Source organism: Halobellus litoreus (assembly GCF_024464595.1).
GTDB classification, from domain to species: Archaea; Halobacteriota; Halobacteria; order Halobacteriales; family Haloferacaceae; genus Haloquadratum; species Haloquadratum litoreum.
This window is the reverse complement of the sequence record NZ_JANHAW010000002.1, coordinates 1-16,562: the sequence shown is the minus strand read 5'-3', so window position 1 is coordinate 16,562 and position 16,562 is coordinate 1. Positions and strand designations below refer to the sequence as shown.

Here is a 16,562-nt window from a genome sequence, read left to right as displayed (position 1 = left end):
GTATCGCGTATGACGATACTGACAGCAGTCGACGGCGAGCGGATCCCGAGCGACGCCGTGGCGCGAGGCGAGGAACTGGCGACGGCGTTCGACGTCGACCACGTCGTTCTGCACGTAATGCCGCAGGACGTGTTCGAGAAGTTCCGGTCGGCCGCGAGCGGGTCGTCGGGCAGATCCGTCACGACGCCGGCATCCTACGGCAGTGCCGAGGGGAGCGCGCACCGACAGGGATCCGGCGAGGAGTACACCGTCGAGGACGGCGAGCGGCACGCCACGGGCGTCGCCCGGGACGTGGTGCAGGGGACACTAGACGATCCCGAGGACACGATTCTCAAGGGTCGCGTCGGCGAACCCGTCGAGGAGATCCTAGCCGAAGCCGACCGGCGCGGCGCACAGTATCTGGTTATCGGCGGGCGAAAGCGCTCGCCGACCGGCAAAGCCCTCTTCGGGAGCAAAACCCAGTCCATCCTGCTCACGGCGGATCTCCCCGTCGTGACCGTGATGTCCGAAGACTGACGGCCACCAATTTATCGCATATATAATTTTTGGTCACAACACGCCAGGACGAACTGGCGACGTCGATACCGAGGGCCCCGGACGACAGGTGATTTTATATACTACCGAATGTATCCTATTCGATGATGTCATTTGATAGCATCCGGCGTCGGTCGTTTTTGAAGACCGGTGCGGCGGCAAGTACCATCGGACTGACGGGACTCGCGGGCTGTTCCAGTATCACCGGCAGCGGAACGCCGGAACTCGGACTCGCCTTTACGGTCCCGGTCGAGAATTTCGGATCGCTGTTCGCGATCGAGGAGTTACAGGATGAGGTCTCGAACCTCGGGTCGGCGTACGAACTCAGCGTGTCGCGAAACGAGAGCACGCCCGACTCGCTCAACGCGATGGCCGCCGGAGAGGTCGATATGGCGCTTCTCACCACCGTGAGTTACGCCTCGGCAGTCCGCCAGGAGGCAGTCCCGGGGAACATCTCGATGATCGCAACGGACTTCTGGGACGCCCATCCGGAGTGGTACGGGTTTACGATTTTCTCGGGGGCCGACTCGGACATCACCGAAATCGCCGATCTGGAGGGCGCGAACGTCGGTGTCAACGCCCGCGGAACGGGGACGCACGCCGTCCTCGAAAAGGGAATCCGACAGGCGGACCTCGAATTCGGGACTGACGCCGAAATCGTCGAACTGCCGTTCCCGACGTTCGTCTCCGCGATCAACGACGGACGGATCGACGCCGGGATCTTCCCCGCGCTGTTCGCCGTCGCGGCGCGAGCGGAGGGATTCACCGAGGTGTACAAAAGCCAGGACCTCTGGGACGAGGCGTACCCCTTCGCCTACACCGTCGCGTCGAACAATTCGCTCGACGAGAACGGCGACGCCATCGCCGCGTTCGGGGAGGACCTCGACGAACTCGTCGAGTACTGTTATGAGAACCGCAGCGAGGTCGTCTCCCTGGCCGCGGAGCACTTCGAGCTCCCCGAACAAGTCGTCGACGGCTTCTTCCTCACGAACAACGACTACTACCGCCAGGACATCACCATCGACATCGAGCGCCTCCAGTTCGCTATCGACGAACTCGTCGAACTCGGGTTCGTCGAGGAGAGCTTCGACGTCGGCGAGTACGCGACGAACGAGTACGTCCCGTCGAACTGATCGCACTGGCGGCTCGGCCCCGTTCGAACCGGCTGGCTCCGCAGACGTCGTCGAGATCAGCTGTCGTATCCCTTCGCGCCGATCCGTTCGAGGTCCGTCCGAACCGCATCGGCCGCGACCGCGAGTTCGTCGGCTTCCTCGGCGGCGAGGTCCCACTCGTGAATCTCGTCGACGCCGCCCTCGTCGAGGTCCACCGGCACGCTGAGCGCGAGATCCTCGAACCCGTACTCGCCATCCAGGGGCGTCGAGAGGCAGAACGGCTCGCCGAGCCGCCCGCGCGGGTCGTCGCCGCCGGCGGTCGACCCGGCCATAACCGACCGGATCACCCGCGTGACGCCGGCGCTCGTCACCCATCGGGAGGTCTCGTCGACGCCGCGCTCCTTCGCGATGTCGAAGGGGATGTCGAGGACGTACTCCCGGATCTCGTCGCGGTCGAGGTCGTCGGTCGCTACCGCGTCGCCGCCGACGCGCGCCCGCGAGAGGATCGGGACGACGTGTTCGCCGTGCTCGCCCATCATCGGACAGTAGACGTCGTTGGGGTGCACGCCCAGTTCCGACCCGAGCGCGTCGGCGACGCGGGCCGTCTCCGAGAGCGAGTACCCCAGGAAGCAGCGGCGCGGCCACTCCAGAAGCGAGTAGAACTGATAGACGAGGCGGTCGATCGGGTTCGTCACGACGAGCAGGGGCGTCGGATCCAGCGGGCGGAGGTCCTCGGCGACGTCTTCGACGATCGAGAGGTTCCGGTCGAGTTCGGCATCCCGCGCGCCGCGGTCGGTCGCGTCCTCCGGTTGCGGCGCTGCGGCGTTGAACACGATGAGATCCGGGTCCAGGTCCGCCAGGTCGTCGGGGGTCGCGGATTGCACAGTCCCGATATCGTCGCCGGAAACCGTCTCTCCGGGCGCGTTCGAGAAGTGGTAACTCGCGTGGGAGACGTCTTTCGCGTGCGCCCACGCGGCACCCTCGTTGATGTCGACGAGCGAGACGTCGACGGTCGGTGCCAATCCGGCGAGCGTGTAGGCGACGGTCGAACCGATGGTGCTCGCGCCGCCGATGATCGCGACGTGCATACCGATAGCTCACCGTTCGCACACAAGTAGATTGTCCCGGGGAGTCGACCGTCGGCGGCTCGGGAGGAACTCCGACGATCGGGGAACCGCACCGCCGAGCGACGCTCCGGCCCCAGATCGGCCGGGGTTAGTCGCCGCTGTCGACGTACACCACGCCGTCCTCGACGACGACGTCGTACGTCGGAACCCTGATCCGATCGTCTCCGATGTGCTTGCCCGTCTCCAACTCGAAGGACCACCCGTGCCACGGGCAGGAGACGATGCAGTTGTCGCTGTAGTGCTGGTCGATGCGCTCGCCCGTCCCGGTGAACTCGCCGACGAGTTCGCGCTGGACGTTCCCCTTGCAGACCGGGCCGCCGTCGTGCGGACACTGGTTCCGCATCGCGTAGAACTCGCCCTCCGCCTTGATCACGCCGACCTCCGCGCGGCCGACCTCGACGAGTGCGTGGTCGCCGTCGTCGAACTCATTCGCAGGGCCGACCTCGACGAGACCGTCGGCGCTCATACCCCGAACACCTCCATCGCGTTGCCGGCGAGAATCGCGCGGCGGTCGTCGTCGTCGAGCATCGGCAGGTCGTTGATGACCGAGGGGCTGTCGAAGTCCCAGTGCGGGTAGTCCGAAGCGTACAGGAGTCTGTCCGTGCCGATCATATCGAAGCAGAGTTCGAGCAGATCGTTGCGGGCGGAGATCTCCAGCGGTTGGGTCCCGAAGTAGAAGTCCGTGATGTACTCGCTGGGGCGGGTGTCCAGCAGCGGCGCTTCTTCGGGGCGCTTGAGGTACTCCTCGTCGAGACGACTCACCAAGCCGGGTATGTAGGTGACGCCCGACTCCATAAAGACGATGTCGAGGTCGGGGTACTTCTCGGGGACGCCCTGGCAGGCGACGCTGACGATCTGGGACATATTCGATTCGAGGAATCCGAGCGTGTGGGTCTCGATCATTTCCTGGTATCCGGCGCGGACGTACTCGTCGAGTCCCGACCCGCCCGTGTGATAGACCACCGGGAGGTCCATATCTTCGCAGCGCTCGTAGATCGGATCGTACTTCCGATTGCCGAGCGGCGGGCTCGCCCCCGCCGTGACGAAGCACGCTCCCACGAACGCCTCCTCGTCCTCGACGCGATCGAGGATCCGAAGTGAGGCGTCGATGTCGCCGTACGGGACCGGCGCGAGACCGTAGACGCCGTCGTCGGGGTCCAGCACCTCCGCCAACATATACTCGACGTACGCTTCGGTGAACGCCTGGATGCGCTCGTCGTCGGCGTTGACCCCGCCCATCGCGAGGATGAGATGCGAGATCTGCAGGGAGATGTCGATATCGAGGAAGTCCATCCCCTCGCGGACGCGTTCCGGCTCCTCGGGTTCGTCGGGGTAGTTCGAGTGCTCCCGCAGCACCTTGCCGTAATTCTGTCTGTCGCCCGTCGACGTGGGGAAGAACGAACTGAGGTTCTGTTTCACCCCGGCGTCGTCCCAGTTGCTGTTCTTGTACTTCGTGTTCCACGGTTCCGGCATGTACTCCGCGACTTCCTTGAACGAGTCCTGATAGTGCCAGTCGCAGTCGACGACCCGCTCCTCGGCCGCGTCGATCATCGTCGCGCTCCTCCAGTCGGGTCAGTTACCGCCGTCGGAGGGCTCTCACAGACCGTCCAGCCGTGACTGAGAGTCGTTGGCATACAAGGGAGTCTTTGATGTACATCCATTTAGGTTTTTGTGCCGTCGAGAGATTCGACGAGCCGCAAACGCGCGGCGTCGAGCATCGGGCCGCGGCAGAAATGTGTCGCGCGTCGGACCATAGCAGAAATCGGGGTCGAAGGTCGATCGATCCGCACGACGGCGGCGGGAACCGAGAATACTGACCGAAAGCGACGGCGGCACGAACGCGGAGACGGTCGCCGGAGCGAGCGAGAAATTGGCGATCCCGATCGAAGTCAGTCAGAAACTGATCGGCCGCCTACGTCCAGTGGAGGAGCCGATTTCGGGTGATCCGGAGCAGTCTGTCGAGGCCGATACCGATGAACATAATCGCGATAATCGCGGCGTAGACCTGCTCGGACTGGAAGGACCGGACGCCCTGAATCTCGAGGGCCCCGAGTCCGCCACCGCCGGCGACCATCTCGAAGACGAACGTGATGATAAGCGACAGCGGCATCGCGATCTGAAAGCCGGTCAGGATACCGGGCAGCGCCGCCGGCATAATCACGCGCCAGAGGAGTCGGCGGTCGCCGGTACCCATCATCTGCGCCGACCAGATGAGGTTCGTCTGGACCTGTCGCGTGCTGTCGCGCGCGTTGACGGCGACGGGCCAGAACGTACCGACGGCGACCATAATGATCTTCGAGAGGTCGCCGATCCCGAACCAGAGCATAAACACCGGGATGAGCGAGATGATCGGGATGGGATAGCCGATCTTGATGATCGGATCGAAGAACCAATCGACGAGGTCGTTTCGCGCCGAGAGGACGCCGACGATCACGCCGAAGACCGATGCGATGGCGAGCCCGATGAGCGCCCGATAGAGGGTCAGATACGCGTTGTACAGCATCTCACCGGACATCGTCAGTTCGACGAACCGCGCGATGATCGCCGACAGCGGCGGCAGGAAGTAGTAGTGGATCAGTCCGAGTTGGCCGACGATCTCCCAGAGGACGAGGAGGATCACGAGCGAGTAGATGGACTTCCCGATGTCGATGAACCGCGACAGGTCGAATTCGCCCTCGGCGTCTGCGGTTACGTCCATACTAACACCCTGTTACGCGTCTCCTCGAAGCCACGGACCGCGGCGAACGCGACCGCGGAGATGATGACGATGTTCGCGAACATCGTCGGGTAGTTGCCGATCTGTCCGGACGTGAGGATCAGGTAGCCGATGCCCTGGTTCGACGCGATGAGTTCGGCACTCACAAGCGCGATGAACGCGATTGGGACCGCCTGTCTGATCCCCGTCATAATCTCCGGGATCGTCGCCGGAAAGACCACCTTGTACAGCATCTCGCGTTCGCCCGTCCCCATCATCTGCGCCGACCAGACGAGGTTTTGATCGACGTCGACGGCCGCGTTGTAGGAGTTCAGCACGATGGGAAGCAGGCACGCGAGGAACACGATGAGGATCGCCGCTTCGGTGCCGACGCCGAGCCACAGGATCGCGAGCGGAACCAGCGCCGTCTTCGGGATGGGGTAGGTCATCGAGAGGAAGATGTCGAAGAAGTTCTCGACGGGGTCCGAACGGGCCATCCCGATCCCGAGGAGCACCCCGATGGAGATGCTCAATCCCAGCCCGACGCCGATTCGGAACAGCGAGATGAACAGGTGAGAGAACACCTCGCCGGTGACGACGAGATCCGTGATGCGGCTCGCAACGATGGTCGGTGGGGGAAGGACCGCCTCCGCGACGACCGTACCGCTCGCGATCTCCCAGAGCACGACGAGGATGCCGAGCGGGATCCAGTCGACGAGCGTCTGGGCGACGCCCTGGACGGGTGCCGGAAGCCCCTCGATACGGCGTGAAGTCGCGTGTCGCACGGTTACAACTTCACCTCCGTTTGGGTCTCTTCGTGGAGGGACTTCCAGACGGAGTTTTTGTAATCGGCGAAGGCGTCGGAGGTGACGATGTCCTCCCGCGTGCCCGAGCGGTCCAGGCCGACCTCCGTGACCGTCTTCTTCGTCCCGGGGTGTCGCGTCATAATCAGCACGCGCTCGGAGAGGTAGACGGCCTCCTCGACGTCGTGGGTGATGAACACGATCGTCTTCCCGAGGTCGTCCCAGATGTCCCGCAGTTGGTCTTGGAGCGCCTCGCGAAGGGGCTGGTCGAGCGCGCCGAACGGCTCGTCCATCAGCAGGATCTTCGGCTCGTAGGCGAGCGTCCGGGCGATGCCGACGCGCTGTTTCATCCCGCCGGAGAGCTCTTTGGGGTACTTGTCCTCGAAGCCGTCGAGGTCGACCAGGTCGATGTACTTCTGCGCGATGCTCTGTCGTTCTTCCTTCGGAACGCCGTCCTCCTCGAGACCGTACGTGACGTTCTCGAAGACGGTCCGCCAGGGGAACAGCGCGTAGTCTTGGAACACGACCCCGCGGTCGGTCCCGGGACCGTCGATCGGTTCGTCGTCGACGGCGATGGTCCCCGAGGTGACGTCGAGAAAGCCCGCGATGAGGTACAAGAGCGTACTCTTGCCGCACCCGCTCGGCCCGACGACGCTGACGAACTCGCCGCCCTCGACCTCGAAGGAGAGGTTCTCGATCGCCTTGGTCCGCTCTGGGCCCTCACCGTACACCTTCTCCAGTTCGGATATCGTGACGCGTCCGTCCATCATCCGATCACCCTTCCGGATGCGCATCGACTGTGCTGGTCTGCTGTCCGTTCGCCGCCGTCGCCGCTGTCGTGCGTGCTCATTGAGATCTCCGTCTGTCGCCGCAGTTTCCTTGATACCGTGACACCCTGAACTCCGGTCTGGGATAGCCACCGGAGACGTCCAGTTTCAGTGACTCCCGGGTCGATATCGCGGTCGGCCGCCGTGGACCGCTATTGGTACCACGTAACATAATGCCGTTACAGCATCCATCCTACAAAAGCCTTCCTTACGCGGCGACGTCTCATCGACCGGAAACGAGAGTCGAGAGAGACCGCCTCAGGAATATAAAACAGCTATATAGTTTTATAGTAATTCGAATATCAAATTGAAAGTGTGATAATATCCGGATTGAACGCTTCAAAAATAGTGTTCTACTTTATTAGTGCAGTAAAACAAAGTTTTAGTTTATTCGCTCGTCGTCCAAATTTTCACCCACACCGACATTTTTCGTGTTGGGGGACGTAGGCACTCGTATGTTCGAGAACATACTACTCGCGACAGGCGGAGAGACCGCGTCCGACAGAGCGACCGAACACGCGATCGAACTGGCCGCACACCACGACGCCACGCTGCACGTCCTGTACGTCGTCGACAGCGACGTCTACGACGCTTACAGCGGTGACGAGTACGTCGACGGCCGGGAAGGGCCGGAGCACGGCCTCGAGGAGGTCGGCGAGGAGGCCATCGCGTCGGTGTCCGAACGAGCGGCCGAACGTGGTGTCGACGTCGAAGGCCACATCGAGCACGGGCAACCCCCGGAAACCATCGTCGAGTTCGCCCGCGAGGCCGGCGTGGACCTCGTGGTGCTCGGAACCCGGCGGCGCCCCGACGAGTACCGGAGCCTGCTCGGGAGCGTCACCGACCGCGTTCTCCGTCTCGCGGAGATGCCGGTAACGGTGGTCAAGACACCCATCACGTCCTGAGCGTCGACCAGTCCGGTTTTTGTGTCTGGACGTGAAAGCGAGAACGGTCCCGATGTCAGAACCCTCCAGACGACGGTTCGTCGGCTCGATAGCAACGGCCGCTCTCGCCGCGTCTGCCGGCTGTCTCGGCGTGTTCGACCGAGGTGGTGCAGACGACGATAGCCGCGTCCTCGAACTGATGCTGACCCGGCGTGGAAGCACTCTCCGGGAGGATTTCGTGGTCGACCTCGAAGAAACCCGGATCCGGTGGGACGAGGCGGCGTTCGAGGCGACGCTCGACGGCGAGGCGTACACCACGCAGTACCGGAAACCGTTCTATTCGACCCCCGACGACCCGAAGTACGCGGAGTCCGAGGGGACGTATTACCGGCTCGGCTCCGTCGCCGTCGACGAAGTCGAGACGACCCGACCGGTGCTGCGGCTCTACCCGACGGCGTCCTCGGCGGGAGCGGGGACCGCCGACGACGGCGATAGCTCCGATGACGACGATAGCCCCGACGACGTCGTCGACGCCGATCGGCTTCCCGAAAGTGACGCGACTGCGGTCCACGTCGCGCACCTCGCCGCCCGGGCCCGCGGGAACAGCGGCGGCGCCCCGTGGGGACTGGTGCAGCGCGGCGGATACGTCTACCGCGACGAAACTGCCGTCGAGACGAGCGAACTGCTGGCGGACGACGCCCCCTCGTTCGTCCGCTACCGCGACCGACGGTACCGGATCGACGTGTCGCGGGAGCGGTTCCACGAGGCCGTCTATCGAGCGATCGTCGAACCGGTCGCGAGCTCACCCGAGGAGATGGAGCGAGTGCTCCGCGCCGGCCACCTCGAGGCGCGCGTCTCGCGATCCGCTCTCTCCGAGGAGGCCAACGACATACTCCGGGCCGCGGAGGGAGACGGCTACAGCGAGTCGTTCCCCTACTCGGACGCCTACGAGGCCGTCCTTCGCGCGATTCACCGGCGGCCGTACCTGGACGGGAACGTCGAAAAGGACGCCGGTGTCGACCCCGACGAATCCCGCTTGATCCGGTACGACGACGGGTACTACGAGGCCCGACTCCAGTTCCGGGAGTGAACGGCGACGACCGGACGGCAGGCAGTCGGGGCGAGGACTGCCGGAAACGACGACGGACGAGAAAGGGAGTCTGAACGAGGAGCGGCCGTCGTCACCTCACTCCGTGTGAATCTCGAATCGAACGCCGTCCAGCCGCTGTGCGTCCCCGATGTCGATGTCCCAGCCGTGTGCGGACACGATCTGCCTGACGCTCGCGAGCCCCATCCCAGTCCCGTCGTCGTCGCGTTTCGTCGAGAACCCCGGCGCGAACACTCGGGGGCGGCGCTCCGGATCGATCCCCGGACCGGAGTCCTCGTAATAGAACCCGCCGTCGGCCTCGCCGACGCGAACGTCGACGTCGTCCCCGCCGTGCTCGACGGAGTTCCGGACGAAGTTCTCCAGGAGTCGCTGGAGCGCCTCGCCGTCGGCTGCGATCTCGATCGTCCCGTCGATCCGCAACGAGGCCGCCGCCGGCGGGTCCACCGTTTCCCAGACCGTTTCGAGAACGTCCTCGACGGTGAGGATCGCCGGCTCCGAGACGATCTCCCCGCTCCGGAGGGTTTCGACGAGGTCGGACCGGAGTTCGTCGATCCGTTCGACGGCGTCGAGCGCCCGTTCGACGTGGGTGTCGTCGTCCGTCTCCCGGGCCAGTTCCAGTCGGCCGCGAGCCGCCGCAATCGGGCTCTGAAAGTCGTGCGAGACGAAACTCGCGAACTCGTCGAGTCGCTCGTACTGCCGCTCGAGTTTCTCCTCTCGCTCCCGTCGCGCGGTGACGTCACGCGCGGACACCACGATCGCCGTCACGGACCCGGCGTCGTCCGTCACCGGCCTGAAGAACCCCTGAACGGTGATCGGGTCGCCCCGAGGGTTCGGGTGCGTGGCCTCGTAGCTCACGTACTCCCCGTCGACGGCGAGTTGCACCCACTCTCTGACGTCCTCGCGCATCTCCGCAGTCCACCAGGGCGTCTCCCAGAAGTCCTCGCCGATCACGTCCGCAGGGTCGACACCCGCGTACTCGACCGCGGTTCGATTGACCTCCTCGATCCGGCCGTCGGTGTCGAGAAGCCCGACCAACAGGTTCGGATCGTCGAAGATCGCGCGGAACCGCCGTTCGCTCCGCTCGAGTGCCCGTTCGCGACGTTTCGAGTCGGTAACGTCGGTGATGAAGCCTTCGAGGGCCACCGTCCGACCGTCGGCAGTCGAGTCGTCGCCGTCGCCCGAGTCGGCGCCGTTGATCGGTTCGACGCCGACATCGGTACCCGAGTCGGTTACGGGACGACCGCGCTCCCACATCCATCGGACGTCCCCGTCGCGAGTCACGACGCGGTACGTGCACTCGAACGGCTCTCCCCGGTCGATCGCCGCCTGGACCTCCTCCCACGCCCGTTCCCGATCGTCGGGGTACAGCACCTCTTCGCCCCAGTTCACCTCGTTGTCTGCCAGTGCCTCCGCGGGGTAGCCGACGAGAGCCTCGCTCTCGCCCGCGACGTACTCCATCGGCCATCCGGGCTCGTTTCGACACCGATAGACGATGCCCGGGAGGTTGCTGATGAGGGTTTCGAGCCGTCGTTTCTGGTGTTCGGCCCGCCGATCCGCACGCCGTCGTTCCACGGCGTTCTCGATCCGGTTCGCGAGGACGGCGTACTGTTCTGCAGAGCCTCGCTTCTGGAGGTAGTCGGTTACGCCCGCCGAAATCGCTTTGCTCGCGACCGCCTCCGAGCCGGTTCCGGTAAAGAGGATGAACGGGAGGTCCGGATACTCCTCTCGAACCGCGTCGAGCAGTTCGAGACCGGTCGTCTCCGCGAACTCGTGGTCGGCGACGACGCAGTCGATCTCGCCGTTTCGGATCGTCGCGAGTCCGTCGTCGGGACTCGGTTCGGACACGACTTCGATGGCATCGCTCGCCCGCTGTAGCGATTCGGTCGTCAGCGCTCGGAACTGCGGATCGGATTCGACGTAGAGAACGCGAATCAGACCGTCCATTGTCTACTCTCACCGGTCGGGGCCCTCTTAGGCGTTCCTATCGTGTCAGCCGAACTTCGTTAATCGCTGTCGTGCGGTCCGCTGGGCGGAGATTTCGAAGCTCCGACCGGAGCGCCAGCGAGGGAAGTCGCCACCAGCTTCGTCACACACCCGCCCTAACGGCCGTCCTGCAAGACGTCGCGACGAACCGCCGCGGCCGACTTCGCGAGGGTGTCGGCACGTTCAGTCATCGTCTCGGCGAACGGACGGTCCGAGAGCGCGGTCGCGTTCACTCGAACGGTCGAAAGCGACGCCCGAAGCGTGGCGTCGGCGAGGTACGCTCCCGCCCTCGCGTCGGCGACGACTCCGGACCGCCCGCGATCGACGACGACGGCCGCCTCTTCCAGGACGATCAGGGACGCCTCCGCGGTCGCGAGCGGGATTCCCGTGGCGCGCTTTTCGAGCCGCTCGGTCGGTTCGCTCGCGTCGCCGCCGAACAGGTCGTCGACGAGCGTCGCGTCCTGGTCCGCGAGCGCCAACAGCCTGCGTCGCTGCCGGGCGAAGTCCTCGCGAAGGTCCTCGAACGACCGCTCCGGCGCAGCGCCCTCATCTCCGTCGTCTGCCTCACGCGCGTTGATCGTGTGGACGCAGGCCATCTCACACAGCGCCGCCCCCATCGCGCCGGCGACGGCGACGACGGTGCCGCCCGCCGGCGCGACTCGCGCGGAGGCGACGTCGTCGAGAAACCTTCCGATCCGGACGTCGTCGTAGCTCATAGCCACGCTGGGGTCTCGGCGGTCAAGAAGGTCCGGGCGAACGGATCGTCGCCTCCACGCAGGAACCGCGGACCCGCCGGTCGTCGGGGTCAGCGGGCTGACCGGCTGTCGAGGTCGGTGGCCCGGCCGTCGATCAGTTCGTCGTGACGATCTCGACGACGTCGCGATGGCCGAGTTCGTGATCGGAGCCGACCTGACGCTCCGAGCGGCAGTCGATCCCGTGCAGGAGTCCGTCGCCGATGTCCGAGTGGAGGTGGTACGCGAAGTCCTCGGTCGTCGACTCCGCCGGGAGGATAAAGCAGTCGCGAAAGACGCCCTGGGAATCGCTGCGACCGTTCGCGCTTCCCGGGAAGATCGCGATCGCACCCATCACGTCGAACAGCGCGGATTCGAGGACGTCCTGAACGCCCGTTCCGTCGAACGCCTCGACGTACTCGCGGATCTGTTCGAGGCCTGCGGCCTGCTCCTCGGAGGGCTCGCCGACGATATCGAACTCCGCACTCCCGGGCTGGTAGTCGACGACACCTGCCTCTTCGGCCTGCTTCAGTGCTTTCTCCGCGTGCGCGCTCGTGGGGACGAACGTCAGATGGTCGTAGTCGGGGTCCGAGGTCACGGCGTCGTAGTGTTCCTGGGCTGCCGGCTTGTCCATCTTGTTCGCCGCGATCACGATTGGCTTCGTCCGCTTTCTGATCTCGCGGGCGACGCGGGCTTTGGTCTCTTCGTCCCACTCGTCGGGGTCGAGTCCCGCGTCGGTCGCGAGCAGGATCTGTTTGATCTCGTCCTTGTTCGTCTTGAACGCGGACATCTGCTCTGCGAGGTCCGCTTCGACCTTCTTCTCCTCGCCCTCGTACCCCGAGCGGTACCGCTCGATTCCCTTCTCTAAGACGTCGAGATACCACATATCGAGTTCGTTTTCGAGGAAGTCGATGTCCTCGCGGGGGTCGTGGTCCTCGGTCGGCTCGCCTTCGAGGTCCGTCTCGCCGGAGAAGTCGACGACGTGGACGAGCACGTCCGCCTCGTTGAGGTCGGTGAGAAACTGGTTTCCGAGCCCCTTGCCCTCGTGCGCGCCGGGAATGAGCCCGGCGACGTCGACGAGTTTCACCGGGACGAACCGCGTGCCGTCGTCGCAAAAGCCCACGGAAGGGGTACACGTCTCGTCGAACTCGGGCGCGGCGCAGTCGACGCGGACGTACGCCTCGCCGACGGAGGGATCGATGGTCGTGAACGGGTACGCGCCCTCGGGCACGTCGTTCATCGTCGCCGCGTTGAAGAAGGAGGACTTGCCGACGGAGGGCTTGCCGACGAGTCCGATCTTGTAGCTCATTGATTTCTCGCAGTCGGTCGTCGCCCAAAAACCGTCCTATCCGGCGCTTCGTCGTGAGGTGGTGACATAGCACAACGCGTCGGCATAGCCGGGATCTCACGTCGCCGGGTCACGACGCCATCGACAGGGTATTTCACCGCGGCGGCCAACGAGCACGTATGGGCGACACCGAGAATCGTCGCGGCGGCGACGGGGACGGATCGATCCGTACCGACGGCGGAGGCGGCGAAATCGACGGCGGAGACGAGGTGCACGATGGCGAGGACAGCGCACGCGACGGCGACACCTTCGGCGTCGGAATCCACGTCACCGAAGCCGAGTTCCAGTTCGTCGTCCACGTTCCCGCCGACATCGACTCCGGATGGACGGACCCCGACGCGTTCCAGCGCCTCGTCGAGCGCACCGTCTGGGATCGCTTAGACCGGGAGGCGACGCTCCGCGGCATCGCACGGGAGGCATCCGTCGGGGACACCGTCACGCTGGGTCGCGTCACGCTTCACCCCGACGAAACGGTCGTCGAGACGGAGTTCCGCGAGCCCGCTGTCGAGTCGTGACTGACGCACTCCGAGCCGTCGTCGACGCCGCGGCCGAACGCGCTCTCGTCGATGACGTCGACGCCCGTCGCTACTTCGCGCTCGCCGGCGCGCTGGAACGTGTTCGCGTCGACGAGAGCGCGGGTGCGGATCGAGACGGAACGCGCGGGGACGGGCCGTATCGGGACACGCACCGAGACGGGAGCGCGATCACCAGCGACGACGCCCGCGGCGAGTCTGAGTCGTCGACTCTCCGTACGGGAGCGGAGCCGTCCCGACCGGGGTCGGACCCGGCCGAGGCGGTCGGTGCCGACCGCCTCGGCGCGGCGCTCGTGAGCACTCTCGTCGTGCGGGCGCTCGGAGCGACCAGTACGGCGGCGATCGACTCCAACGCGTGGGTTCCGGGCGGCGATCCCCAGTCGGAACTCGTCGTAGTCGGGGCACGGCTCGCGCTCCGACGGTTCGAGACCGACGTCGAGACCGTCGCGTCGCGGTCGGGCGTCCCTCACGAGCGACTCGCCGACTCTCGCACCGCGGGCGAGAACAGTTACGAATCGATCCGAAGCGAGGCCGAAAAGCCGAACGAACCGCGAGAATAGGTGCTCAGTTAGTTGCGACCGGGGGCGTTCCCGGAGTTACCCGGCGCGCCGTCCGACTCCTCCTCGTCGCCGTCGTCGTCGGCTTCGTTCTCGTCATCGTCGTCCTCTGTCTCGGTTTCCTCGCTTTCGTCCGCTTCCGCCTCCGAATCGTCGTCGGCCTCGTCTTCCTCGGATTCCTCGCGCTCCGCCGCGTCGTCTTCGTCGGTGTCGTCACCGTCGTCAGGACCGCCGCGCTCCCCGGGATTCGCCGGGGCGTTCCCGTTACCGTTGCCGGGTCCGCCGTTCGCGGCGGGACCGTCCTCGCCTTCGGCCTCGTCACCGTCGTCTTCGTCACCGGCGTCGTCCCGGCCCGGTGCATCGTCGGACCGTCCGGGCGCGTCACCGGACCGTCCAGGGGCGTCGTCCTCGTTCTCGGTGTCGGTCTCGTTTTCGCTCTCCTCACCGTCTTCGTCGTCGTCGCGATCGTCGTCCTCGTCGGCATCACTGCCCGGAGCATCGCCCGACTGACCGGGCGACTCGCCGGATTGCCCGGGCGCGTCGTCGGCGTTACCGGGGTTGTTTCCGGTCACGAAGTCCGAGATCGCCTGTCCCGGCGGCCCGTCGAAACCGGCTGACTGCAGCGCGCTGACGAACTGCGAGACGGCCTGACCGAAGGGACCCGCCTCCTCGACGAACTCGACAGTCAGGTCAGCCGTCGTCGTCGCCGTCTCGTTGTCGGCCGTCGCAGTCACGCCGATCGTGACGTTCTCCTGGGGCAGCGGGAGGGCGACCTCGCCGTCGGCGTCGGTCGCGTAGGTTCCCGTTCCCGAGTAGTCGCCGTCACCCTCGACCTCGACGTCGACCGTCGCGTTCGATACCGCATCGGAACCGTGCGACACCGCCACGAGGACGCCGTCCGCTCGCTGGTCGGCGTCGACTTCGAGCTGGGCGGAGCCGTCGAGTTCGACGGTCGTCTCCGCGCTCCGGTTATCGAACTGCGCGGTCACGGTCACGTCCTGATCGTCTTCGGGCTGTTCGAGCGTCGCGGTTCCGTTCTCGTCGGTCGTCCCCGTCGCCGAGTAGTTGTTCTCACCCTCGGCCTCGACGGTCGCGCTCTCGACCGCATCGCCGTACTGGGTGACCGTCGCGGTCACCGTGCCGTCGTCGGCCTGACTCACGGCGAGGTCCAGAGACTCTTCGAGCGGGACGAGTTCGTCCTCGCTACTCGCGTTCACGCCGTTGGCGGTCGCGTCCACCTGCACCGTCACCGTCTCGTTGGGTTCAGGCAGGTCGACTACGCCGCTTTCGTCCGTCTCGTACGTTCCGATACCGCTGTAGTTCGCCTCCGACGAGATCTCGACCGTGGCGTTCTCGACCGCCTCGTCGTACTGCGTGACGGTCACCGCGGCCGTGCCGTCGTCGGCCTGGCTCGCGGACACTTCGAGGGACTCATCGTGGGAGACCAGTTCCACGTCGCTACTGACGGTCGCGTTGTCGGCCGTCGCGTTCACCTGCACCGTCACCGTCTCGTTCGGGTTGGGCAGGGTGACGACCCCGTCCGCGTCCGTCTCGTACGTGCCGTTGCCGGCGTACGCCGACTCGGACGTCACTTCGACCGTGGCGTTCTCGACTGCCGTTTCGTTGTCCGTGACTGTGACGACCGCCTCGCCCGTCTCGGGTTGCTGGTCGACGGCAACCGAGAGGGTCGCCGCGCTCGCGGCCATCGGGAACGCGGCCATCCCGACGACTGCGATCACCAGAGCGATCGTGACTGTTCGCTTTCCGTTCATTGCGTCCGCTCCTTGCGACAGTTGCTACATAAAAAGGGAACTCGCTCAGGCCGTCTTCCGCCCGATTAACCCGATTTAATCGGATTAACTGTCTCCGGCCCGCCGAGTTAGCGCCAGTTGAGACGGTTCGTCGCGACTGCCCGCGATCAGAACGGGGGGTTGCCGGAACTGTCGTTCGCGCGCGCTCTTGTGTCTGAGTCGGAACTATCGGTCCCGGTTCGAAATGAAGCGCGCCCACGAGACGCGGTGTCTCGCGGGCGCGAGTGTGTGGTATGAGTGGGAGGCGGCGAGCCAGTGTTCCCAGAGGATCGCTCACTCCAGTACTTGCTGACACGCTGGCAGGCTTAACTTCCGTGTTCGGGATGGGTACGGGTGGAACCCTGCCGCTCTGGCCGCCTTAACGCCGACTGGGGGACTCGAACCCCCACTCCCCGTCTTTCAACGTGAGAGTGACCGTCGTCGGTTCCGGCTTCCGTGACGTACGGTAACCATTGAAACGCGCGCAATCCAGTTTCCGCCTGAACCCGTCCATCGAGTGGACTGTAGTG

16 protein-coding genes and 1 rRNA gene are annotated in these 16,562 nt (G+C 65.2%); 6 read left to right on the top strand and 11 right to left on the bottom strand.

Going from position 1 to position 16,562, the window contains the following annotated elements; genetic code table 11:
• The first annotated feature begins 9 nt into the window (after positions 1-9).
• Both NO360_RS07730 and NO360_RS07725 read left to right on the top strand, forming a co-directional pair.
• Positions 10-516: a universal stress protein gene (locus NO360_RS07730; protein ID WP_256307176.1), complete on the top strand. Its 507-nt coding sequence runs from the start codon at positions 10-12 to the stop codon at positions 514-516.
• Positions 517-638: 122 nt separating this feature from the next.
• On the top strand, positions 639-1,667 hold the full coding sequence (locus NO360_RS07725) for an ABC transporter substrate-binding protein (RefSeq protein ID WP_256307175.1): 1,029 nt from the start codon (positions 639-641) through the stop codon (positions 1,665-1,667).
• Between the two features lie 56 nt (positions 1,668-1,723).
• Here NO360_RS07725 and NO360_RS07720 read toward each other — a convergent pair whose 3' ends face one another.
• The 6 genes from NO360_RS07720 to NO360_RS07695 form a co-directional block, all read right to left on the bottom strand.
• On the bottom strand, positions 1,724-2,734 hold the full coding sequence (locus NO360_RS07720; RefSeq protein ID WP_256307173.1) for a malate dehydrogenase: 1,011 nt from the start codon (positions 2,732-2,734) through the stop codon (positions 1,724-1,726).
• Positions 2,735-2,861: 127 nt separating this feature from the next.
• Entirely contained in the window at positions 2,862-3,239 is a 378-nt protein-coding gene (locus tag NO360_RS07715) for a Rieske (2Fe-2S) protein (protein ID WP_256307171.1), read from the bottom strand.
• Positions 3,236-4,324, bottom strand: coding sequence for an amidohydrolase family protein (locus NO360_RS07710; protein WP_256307170.1), 1,089 nt, complete (start codon positions 4,322-4,324; stop codon positions 3,236-3,238). The genes NO360_RS07715 and NO360_RS07710 overlap by 4 nt, the downstream gene beginning before the upstream one ends.
• 361 nt (positions 4,325-4,685) lie before the next feature.
• Positions 4,686-5,471 carry an ABC transporter permease gene (locus NO360_RS07705; protein ID WP_256307168.1) on the bottom strand — a complete coding sequence of 262 codons (786 nt, stop codon included), beginning with the start codon at positions 5,469-5,471 and terminating at the stop codon, positions 4,686-4,688.
• Complete coding sequence (locus tag NO360_RS07700; protein ID WP_256307166.1) at positions 5,462-6,253, bottom strand: ABC transporter permease; 792 nt, start codon at positions 6,251-6,253, stop codon at positions 5,462-5,464. The genes NO360_RS07705 and NO360_RS07700 overlap by 10 nt, the downstream gene beginning before the upstream one ends.
• A 2-nt stretch (positions 6,254-6,255) precedes the next feature.
• Positions 6,256-7,038 carry an ABC transporter ATP-binding protein gene (locus tag NO360_RS07695; RefSeq protein ID WP_256307164.1) on the bottom strand — a complete coding sequence of 261 codons (783 nt, stop codon included), beginning with the start codon at positions 7,036-7,038 and terminating at the stop codon, positions 6,256-6,258.
• A gap of 515 nt (positions 7,039-7,553) precedes the next feature.
• Here NO360_RS07695 and NO360_RS07690 point away from each other — a divergent pair.
• Together NO360_RS07690 and NO360_RS07685 are read left to right on the top strand one after the other, a co-directional pair.
• A complete protein-coding gene (locus tag NO360_RS07690) occupies positions 7,554-8,003 on the top strand; it encodes a universal stress protein (RefSeq protein ID WP_256307162.1) in 450 nt (149 codons plus the stop codon).
• Positions 8,004-8,055: 52 nt separating this feature from the next.
• Complete coding sequence (locus tag NO360_RS07685; RefSeq protein WP_256307160.1) at positions 8,056-9,072, top strand: hypothetical protein; 1,017 nt, start codon at positions 8,056-8,058, stop codon at positions 9,070-9,072.
• 96 nt (positions 9,073-9,168) lie between these two features.
• Here the strand turns inward: NO360_RS07685 and NO360_RS07680 are convergent, their stop codons facing one another.
• From NO360_RS07680 to NO360_RS07670, 3 genes are all read right to left on the bottom strand, one after another.
• Complete coding sequence (locus NO360_RS07680) at positions 9,169-11,034, bottom strand: hybrid sensor histidine kinase/response regulator (RefSeq protein ID WP_256307158.1); 1,866 nt, start codon at positions 11,032-11,034, stop codon at positions 9,169-9,171.
• Positions 11,035-11,189: 155 nt separating this feature from the next.
• Positions 11,190-11,789, bottom strand: coding sequence for a cyclodeaminase/cyclohydrolase family protein (locus NO360_RS07675; protein ID WP_256307156.1), 600 nt, complete (start codon positions 11,787-11,789; stop codon positions 11,190-11,192).
• 133 nt (positions 11,790-11,922) lie between these two features.
• On the bottom strand, positions 11,923-13,113 hold the full coding sequence (locus NO360_RS07670; protein ID WP_256307154.1) for a redox-regulated ATPase YchF: 1,191 nt from the start codon (positions 13,111-13,113) through the stop codon (positions 11,923-11,925).
• A 158-nt stretch (positions 13,114-13,271) separates the two neighbouring features.
• Between NO360_RS07670 and NO360_RS07665 the strand changes: the two genes are divergently transcribed.
• Positions 13,272-13,667 (top strand): DUF8124 family protein, encoded by a 396-nt coding sequence (locus tag NO360_RS07665; protein WP_305149158.1) that lies wholly within the window; start codon positions 13,272-13,274, stop codon positions 13,665-13,667.
• Positions 13,664-14,245: a hypothetical protein gene (locus NO360_RS07660; RefSeq protein WP_256307152.1), complete on the top strand. Its 582-nt coding sequence runs from the start codon at positions 13,664-13,666 to the stop codon at positions 14,243-14,245. The genes NO360_RS07665 and NO360_RS07660 overlap by 4 nt, the downstream gene beginning before the upstream one ends.
• Before the next feature lie 8 nt (positions 14,246-14,253).
• On the opposite strand, the gene NO360_RS07655 is transcribed toward NO360_RS07660, so the two are convergent.
• Both NO360_RS07655 and rrf read right to left on the bottom strand, forming a co-directional pair.
• Positions 14,254-16,014: a hypothetical protein gene (locus tag NO360_RS07655; RefSeq protein ID WP_256307150.1), complete on the bottom strand. Its 1,761-nt coding sequence runs from the start codon at positions 16,012-16,014 to the stop codon at positions 14,254-14,256.
• 278 nt (positions 16,015-16,292) lie between these two features.
• Positions 16,293-16,414: ribosomal RNA gene (rrf, locus tag NO360_RS07650) — 5S ribosomal RNA — on the bottom strand.
• Positions 16,415-16,562 lie beyond the last annotated feature (148 nt).